The following is a 7,346-nucleotide window of genomic DNA, read 5'->3' on the forward strand; positions in this document are numbered from 1 at the left end:
GCCCGGGCACGGCCGCCGAGTGCCCGGGCACGGCCGCCGGGCGCCCGGGGCGGCGGCCCCCTGCCGGCGGCGGGAGGCGTGCGCCGATCGGGGTACGCTGGACAATCGCCCCGGGGGGCTCTCGTGCCGCGCACGGCGGCGAGCCGCCCGCCCGGGCGTACCACACAGCCGGCCCACGAAAGATCCGCGATGCCTGCCGAATCGGTCTTCCCGCAGCTCGAAGCTCTGCTCCCGCATGTACAGAAGCCGATCCAATACGTCGGCGGCGAGCTGAACTCCACGGTCAAGCCGTGGGAGGAGTGCGACGTGCGGTGGGCGCTGATGTACCCCGACGCGTACGAGGTCGGCCTGCCCAACCAGGGCGTCATGATCCTCTACGAAGTCCTCAACGAGCGCGAGGGCGTCCTCGCGGAGCGCACCTACAGCGTCTGGCCGGACCTCGAGGAGCTGATGCGGAAGCACTCCGTACCGCAGTTCACGGTCGACAGCCACCGCCCGGTGTCCGCGTTCGACGTGTTCGGCCTCAGCTTCTCCACCGAGCTCGGCTACACGAACATGCTGACGGCCCTCGACCTCGCGGGCATCCCGCTGGAGGCCCGGGACCGCACCGAGGACCACCCGATCGTCCTGGCCGGCGGCCACGCCGCGTTCAACCCGGAGCCGATCGCCGACTTCATCGACGCGGCCGTGATCGGCGACGGCGAGCAGGCCGTGCTCACGATCACCGACCTCGTCCGCGACTGGAAGGCCGAGGGCCGGCCCGGCGGGCGCGAGGAACTGCTGTTCCGCCTCGCCAGGACGGGCGGCGTGTACGTGCCGCGCTTCTACGACGTCGAGTACCTCGCCGACGGCCGGATCGCGCGCGTCGTGCCCAACCGCTCGGGCGTGCCGTGGCGCGTGTCCAAGCACACCGTCATGGACCTCGACGAGTGGCCGTACCCGAAGCAGCCGCTGGTCCCGCTCGCGGAGACGGTGCACGAGCGGATGTCCGTGGAGATCTTCCGCGGCTGCACGCGCGGCTGCCGGTTCTGCCAGGCGGGCATGATCACCCGCCCGGTGCGCGAGCGCTCCATCACCGGCATCGGCGAGATGGTCGACAAGGGCCTCAAGGCGACCGGGTTCGAGGAGGTCGGCCTGCTGTCGCTGTCCTCCGCGGACCACAGCGAGATCGGCGACATCGCCGCGGGCCTCGCGGACCGGTACGAGGAGGACAAGATCGGCCTCTCCCTGCCGTCCACCCGGGTCGACGCGTTCAACATCGACCTCGCCAACGAGCTGACGCGCAACGGCCGCCGCTCGGGCCTCACGTTCGCGCCGGAGGGCGGCAGCGAGCGCATCCGCAAGGTCATCAACAAGATGGTCTCGGAGGAGGACCTGATCCGCACGGTCGCCACCGCTTACGGCAACGGCTGGCGCCAGGTGAAGCTGTACTTCATGTGCGGCCTGCCGACGGAGACCGACGACGACGTCCTCCAGATCGCCGACATGGCGATGAACGTCATCCAGAAGGGCCGCGAGGTCTCCGGCTCCAACGACATCCGCTGCACGGTGTCGATCGGCGGGTTCGTGCCCAAGCCGCACACCCCCTTCCAGTGGGCTCCGCAGCTGTCCGCCGAGGACACCGACGCGCGTCTCGCCAAGCTGCGCGACCGCATCCGCGGCGACAAGAAGTACGGCCGCTCCATCGGCTTCCGCTACCACGACGGCAAGCCCGGCATCGTCGAGGGCCTGCTCTCGCGCGGCGACCGCCGGGTGGGCGCCGTCATCCGCGCCGTCTACGAGGACGGCGGGCGCTTCGACGGCTGGCGCGAGCACTTCTCCTACGACCGCTGGATGGAGTGCGCGCAAAGGACGCTGCCGGCGTTCGGCGTGGACGTCGCCTGGTACACCACCCGCGAGCGCTCCTACGAGGAGGTCCTGCCCTGGGACCACCTGGACTCGGGCCTGGACAAGGACTGGCTCTGGGAGGACTGGCAGGACTCGCTGGACGAGACCGAGGTCGAGGACTGCCGCTGGACCCCGTGCTTCGACTGCGGCGTGTGCCCGCAGCTGGACCTCGACATCCAGGTCGGCCCGACGGGCAAGAAGCTGCTGCCGCTGACGGTGGTCGGCAAGTAACCGCCGGCCCCGGCCTGCCGGGGCGGCGCGTGCGTCCGGGACGCACGGACACGGTGTACGGACGAGGGCCCCGCGGGCGTCGCGCGGGGCCCTCGTCCCGTGTGTCCGGGGGCCGGCGAAGGATTCCGGATGCCGGGATATCCATTCCCGTGGTGCTCAATTGCCCTCAGGAAACGAACAGTTCGTGGCCCCAAACGATCTGGTAGGTTAATCGCAACATAAAGGCTGGATTGGAGGTACGGGGGCTGGTCCGGCCTGACCGGTCGAGGGCGCACCCCTTCCACAGGATGCTGCAACTCTTCAAGCTCGAGCGCTACAAGGACGACCAGGGCAACGAGATCGTCTACGACGGCGAGCCCCTGGAAACCAAGATCGACATCCGGATCAAGGGCGGGTCGAACAACAAGCTCGTCATCGACCCCAAGGCGGACGTCAAGGATCTGCTCGTCACCTTCTCCGGCGACAACGGCCTGATAGAGGTCGGGCCCACGACGAAGAAGCGCGCCGGCCTCCGCTTCGAACTGCGCTGCGGACACGAGTCCCGGATCCGGATCGGCGAGAACGTCGGCTGCGCGGGGCGCGCCTTCATCTCCGCCGTCGAGGGCGTCTCGGTGACGATCGGCGCCGACGTGATGTTCGCGAAGAACATCGAGGTGCGCGGCGACGACACCCACCCCATCTTCGACGTGCGCACCGAGAAGCGCGTGAACCCGTCGCAGTCGATCGTCGTCGGCGAGCACGTCTGGATCGCGAAGCACGCGGTCGTGATGGGCGGATCGACCATCGGCAACGGCTCGGTGATCGGCTTCCGTTCCATCGTCACCTCGAAGATCCCCAACAACTGCGTCGCCGTCGGGGCACCGGCGCGGGTGGTACGGCGGGACATCGCCTGGGAGCGCCCCGAGGTCGTGCCGCGCCGCCCCAACGAGGAGTACCCGCGCAAGGGCGAGAAGTCCGAGAAGTACTGGAACGTCACGGACGAGAAGGCGACCCCCGAGGCCCCGGTGGTGCGCGCCCAGCCCGCGAGTTCGTCGCGCCGGCTGGTCCGCAGGATCCTGCCCCGGCGGGGCTGACCGCCGCCTCCGGCCGCCCCGCCGCCGAACGCGGCGGCTACGTCACCACGCGCAGGACGGACCCCATGCCCGGGCAGCGGACACGGGGTCTTCCGCTGTCCGGAGCCGCCCGAGGGGGCACGGGACGCACGGCACGGGCACGGGACGCGCCGCCGGGGGACGTGTGGACGCGCGGGGGACGGCAGCGGACGTGCGGTGCCCGCATGTCCCGGCGCCCCGCCCGGCAGGGGCGCACGGGGCGTGCCGGGGCGGAAGGGGAGCGGCGCGCCCGCCGCGGCCGGCCGCGGGGGAGCCGGACACGGCAGAGGCCGGAACCGTGTGGTTCCGGCCTCAGCCGATCAGGGTGCGCCCGGACTCCCGGCGCAGGGCCTGGGGTCCGAGCGCCGTGGAGCGCGGTGCCCACGGCGCTCGCGGACTCCCCGGGGCCCGCTACGAGCCCTGTACGACCGTCTCCAGGTGGCTCACCATGCGGCCCAGCCCGGTCGGCAGGTCCACGACCGGCAGCCAGCCGAGGGCGGCCAGCCGTGCGCTGTCGAGCCCCTGCTTCTTCGTCAGGCTGTAGGAGCGCGCGTCGGACTCGTTGCTGAAGCGCAACTGGAGGCCCCGCTCCGGGCGCACCTGCGTGAACAGCTCCGCCAGGCGGCGGACCGAGACCAGGCCGTCCGGGTCGGCGACGTTGTACGCCATCTCCTCGCCGCGCAGCAGCGCGTAGAAGAGTCCGGCGATCGCGTCGGCCACGTAGGTGTAGGTCCGCACGCCGGAACCGTCGCTGTTGAGGACGATGTCCTTGCCCGCGACCACGTTCGCCGCGAAGTCCGCCTGCACACGGCCGTCGTCCAGGGCCATGCCCGGCCCGTAGACGTGGCCGAACCTGACGACGCGGCTCTCGATCCCGTACTGCGCCTTGTAGGTCGTGCAGATGGTCTCTGCGGCGCGCTTGCCCTCGGCGTAGCAGGCCCGGGGGTTGAGGATGTCGAACCCGCCGTAGCTCTCCTCGTCGATGAGCTCGGTCTCGGGCGGCTGGGCGCCGTAGACCTCGGCGGAGGACATCAGCACGAACCCGCGGGAGGCCTTCGCGACGCACAGGTCGAGCAGGCCGAAGGTGCCGAGGAGGTTCGCCTTGATCGTCATGACCGGCTGGCTGCCGTGCAGGGCGGGCCGTGCCGCGCTCGCCCCGTGGATCACGTAGTCGACCGGTCCCGGCAGGTCGAGCAGGTCCGACACGTCCTGGACGACGAGGTGGAAGTCCGGGCGGTCGAGCACGTCCGCGAGCAGCCGCCGGGCCTTCTCCTCGTTGCGCACGAGCCCGTGCACCGTGATGCCGAGCCCGTGCCGGTCGTTCAGCGCGAGCAGCGTGTGCACGGCGTACGACGGCAGCATGCCGCTGGCGCCGGTGACGAGCACGGAGCAGCCGGAGAGGTCGCTCCACGGCAGGTCGCGGTCGAGGATTTCGTCGAGGTCGTGCGCGACGACCGAACTGGAGAGGGTGCTCACTGGCCTCACGTACCCACGATCTGCTGGTTCTCGACGATTTCGAAGAACGTCCGGCAGAGGTAGAAGTCCTCGGACGTCGTGATCTTGATGTTCGAGCGCGGGCCGACCACACGGTAGATCTTGTGGCCGTAGCGGTGCGCGAGGGAGCACGAGTCGATGGTGTCGTGCTCGCCCTCCTCCACGGCCCGGTCGTACAGCGACAGGATGTCGCCGAGCCGGAAGCTCTGCGGGGCCTGCGCCGCGTATATGTGGTCGCGCGGGATCACGTCGTCGATGTGCTCGTGCTCACTGGAGACCACGGTCTCGTTGAACTTGGTGCACGTGATGGCGGACCCGTGCTCCCGGACCGTCTCGATGTTGGCGCTGATCAGCTTCGCGTCGATCAGCGGGCGGACGCCGTCGTGGATCAGTACGACCGTGTCGTCGGGGCACTGCTGCGCGACGGCCGTCAGGGCGTTGTGCCGCGACTCCTGCCCCGTGCTGCCGCCGTCCACGATCCACTTGACCTTCTCGATCTCGTACCGCTTGAGCAGCTTCTCCATGTGCTCGCGGTACTCGGCGAGAATCGCGATCGCGATGCCGTCGATGTCCGGGTGCGCCTCGAAGTGCTCGAGGGTGTGGATGATGATCGGTTTGCCGTTGATCTCCAGGAACTGCTTCGGGAGGGCACGGGTGTTCATCCTGGACCCGATGCCACCGGCGAAAAGCAACGCCACGTTCACAGCTCATGCCTCCGATTGGTCACTGAGTGCCTCGTCGCCCACAGGCGTGTCATCTGCGACGGGCTCGAGCCACATGTGCTCGCCCTCCGTCTTTCCGTCGGCCGGATCCCCGAGGACCAGCCAGTCGATCACGCGGTCCGCCGAGTTGGTGTCGACGTGGTCGACGTTCTCCCGCCGGAACTCCTCCAGCTTCGAGATGTCGTAGTCCTCGTTCTCGAGGGCCGCGAGCAGTTCGTCGAAGGTCGCGACGATCTTGCCGGGGGCGACGGTGTCGTAGTCGCGGTGGAACCCGCGGACCACCGAGTACCGCTCCTTGTCGTACGCGTAGAACAGGATCGGCCGGTCCAGCAGGGAGTATTCGTAGATCACCGACGAGTAGTCGGTGATGAGCACGTCGGTCACCTGCAGCAGGTCGTTGGTGTCGGGGAACGACGCGAAGTCCAGCAGCCGGTCCGCGTACTGCGCCGGGATCGGCACGGGCTCCGTGATGAAGTGGTGCATCCGGAAGAGCACGACGGACTTGTCGCCGCAGGCCTCGTAGAGCTTCTCGAAGTCGATGCGGTCGTAGTCGTAGTGCGCGTCCCCGATGGACTTCCCGCGGAAGGTCGGCGCGAAGAGGATGATCCGCTTGCCCTGGAGCTTCGGGTGGGTGGCGAAGAAGTCGTCGACCACCTTGCGGGTGCGGTCCTTGTCGAGGAACGTGTCGATGCGCGGCAGGCCGGTCGGGATGACCGCCGACTCCTCGATGCCGAAGGCCTCGGCGTACGTCGGCACGAGGTGCTTGGAACCGGTGATGACGTACGTGTACTTGCGGTGCGCGTTGGACAGCTTCGGCGATCCGTAGCGCCCGAAGCGGCTGTAGCCGACGGCCTTGAAGCCGCTTCCCGCGTGCCAGAGCTGGATGATCTTGGTCTTCGGCGAGATGCCCAGCTGGCCGAGGAGGCCGAAGTAGTCGTCCAGCAGCACGATGTCCGAGGTCGCGAGCAGGTAGATGACGCGGAGCGTGCTCCACTTGTTGGCCGTCGAGGGAATCCGGAAGGAGTACCGGAACGAGTACTTCTTGTCGAGGCCCCGCTCCACCATCCGGTCGTGGACGCGCGCGAGGTTGCCGCCGATCTTGGGGCGCATCTCGGACGCGAAGAGGATCCGGTTGCCGCGCGGCGGGTTCAGGCGGCGCGAGAGGGTGTAGACGCGGTTGGCGAGCTTGCGGCGCCGGGCGCGCGGCAGCAGGCGCAGCCCGATCCGCTTCCCGAGCGACTTCTTCGGTCCCTTGCCCTTGCCCCCGCCCGCCTTGCGGAACAGCTGGTAGGTCCGCATCAGGAACTCGGGGTTCTCGTCGTTGTCCGATATGCCGAACGAGATGACGTAGGCGACCCGGTTGCGGTCGTACAGGAAGGTGCGGGAGTCCGAGTCCAGCCGGTCCGTCGCGGTGAGGTCGAAGTCCGCCGCGTCCAGCCGCTCGTCGCCGATCACCGCCACGATCCGCCAGGTGCCGTTCGGCACCTGGCCGCGGCCCTGGAAGTTGGTGACGTTGATGTCCAGCGCGTACTGGCCGGCGTCCGTACGCCGGGACTTCAGCGGGAACTCACGCTCGCCGTCGACGATCAGGAACCGGAGGGCGCCGGCGTCCCCAGTGAAGTCCGAGACGACGACGGTGAGAGTGAGGTGGACCCGCTCCCAGGAGATCGCCGCTATCGAGCAATGTGCCATTGCCATCCTTCTGTCCGTGACCGTCTGCGAATGTCCGTGAAATGTCGTGCGGGGTGCGGGTCTTCTCGTCCCCGGCGGTGTTTCGGCCGCTGGTCGCCCGAGGTGGCGCGTCCGGCCGCGTCGCCCCCGTCACCGGCAGCGGGAGAGGGTTTTCGCCGGTCCGGGCGCGGTCGCCGCGCCGCGGGCCCCGCGGCGCGGGAACGCGGCACGGGCCCCGCGGGCACCGGTC

General features: G+C 69.4%; 5 protein-coding genes. 2 read left to right on the forward strand and 3 right to left on the reverse strand.

The genetic code is table 11. The features are described 5' to 3' along the window. Window positions 1–189 precede the first annotated feature (189 nt). Together L1885_RS19950 and L1885_RS19955 are read left to right on the forward strand one after the other, a co-directional pair. Window positions 190–2,118 carry a TIGR03960 family B12-binding radical SAM protein gene (locus L1885_RS19950; protein WP_235798529.1) on the forward strand — a complete coding sequence of 643 codons (1,929 nt, stop codon included), beginning with the start codon at window positions 190–192 and terminating at the stop codon, window positions 2,116–2,118. A 287-nt stretch (window positions 2,119–2,405) separates the two neighbouring features. Next, entirely contained in the window at window positions 2,406–3,191 is a 786-nt protein-coding gene (locus tag L1885_RS19955; RefSeq protein ID WP_235798530.1) for an acyltransferase, read from the forward strand. A 429-nt stretch (window positions 3,192–3,620) separates the two neighbouring features. Here L1885_RS19955 and L1885_RS19960 read toward each other — a convergent pair whose 3' ends face one another. From L1885_RS19960 to L1885_RS19970, 3 genes are read right to left on the reverse strand one after another with little or no spacing between them, the layout of a single operon-like run. Further along, the gene (locus L1885_RS19960; protein WP_235798531.1) at window positions 3,621–4,685 is read right to left on the reverse strand and encodes an NAD-dependent epimerase/dehydratase family protein; all 1,065 of its coding nucleotides are present in this window, start codon (window positions 4,683–4,685) and stop codon (window positions 3,621–3,623) included. A gap of 5 nt (window positions 4,686–4,690) precedes the next feature. Then, window positions 4,691–5,401 (reverse strand): IspD/TarI family cytidylyltransferase, encoded by a 711-nt coding sequence (locus L1885_RS19965; RefSeq protein ID WP_235798532.1) that lies wholly within the window; start codon window positions 5,399–5,401, stop codon window positions 4,691–4,693. Window positions 5,402–5,410: 9 nt separating this feature from the next. Beyond that, window positions 5,411–7,117, reverse strand: coding sequence for a CDP-glycerol glycerophosphotransferase family protein (locus L1885_RS19970; protein ID WP_235798533.1), 1,707 nt, complete (start codon window positions 7,115–7,117; stop codon window positions 5,411–5,413). Window positions 7,118–7,346 lie beyond the last annotated feature (229 nt).

The sequence above is a fragment of the Streptomyces fuscigenes genome, from assembly GCF_021556455.1.
GTDB lineage: Bacteria > Actinomycetota > Actinomycetes > Streptomycetales > Streptomycetaceae > Streptomyces > Streptomyces fuscigenes.